Annotated in this window: 1 protein-coding gene; it reads left to right on the top strand. The window is 39.2% G+C overall.

Annotation, left to right across the window (positions count from 1 at the left end; genetic code table 11):
• Window positions 1–727: transposase (locus tag ACEN4N_RS11495; RefSeq protein WP_407094268.1), on the top strand; the 727-nt coding region annotated here is incomplete at both ends.

Below are 727 nucleotides of genomic sequence, written 5' to 3'. Positions count from 1 at the left end.
GGTTGTTATTGAATCGATTATTAAATTCGGCGCTCAAAGCCTTAACAGCGAATTACTTGAACAATGGAACTACCATGTCGAAACTCCCACCGCTTCAGCTTTTGTTCAAGCACGTGCAAAATTAAAACCCAGTGCTTTCAAAGCAGTGTTTGACCTATTTAATCAATCTTTTGATAAAGCCAAACGGTTTAAAGGCTATCAATTGCTTGCCCATGATGGGTCTGATTTGCCCTTACCACAGAACGTAAAAGCCCATGATAATCACTTTAAACGTGGGAATGCCAATGGCTACAACGTGATTCATGTCAATTTTTTATATGACCTCTTAAATAAACAGTTTCTTGATGTGGATTTTCAGAACAAACGTCAAACAGATGAACGTTCAAGTCTCTGCCAAATGGCCCAAAAGATAAAACCGACACAGCCCGTTATCTTTATAGGTGATCGAGGCTATCCTTCCTTTAATCTGTTTGAACATCTTCAGCGCCTTCAACACAAATACGTCATTCGATGTAAAGATGTCAATCGCAAAGGATTTTTGCGCAAATCCGATGTGCCAGATACGGATGAATTCGATACAATTGTTTCTTTAAAGTTGACCTACTCCCGAACCAAAGCGATTAAAGACGATCCATCTTTTCGGTTCCTATCAACCACGTCTAAGTTTGATTTTTTAAAACGAGGCAGTAAGGATTATTACGAAATACGTTTCCGAGTGGTTAGACTC

The organism is Ruoffia sp. FAM 20857 (assembly GCF_045528645.1).
GTDB classification, from domain to species: Bacteria; Bacillota; Bacilli; order Lactobacillales; family Aerococcaceae; genus Ruoffia; species Ruoffia halotolerans.
This window is presented reverse-complemented; position numbering and strand designations above follow the sequence as displayed.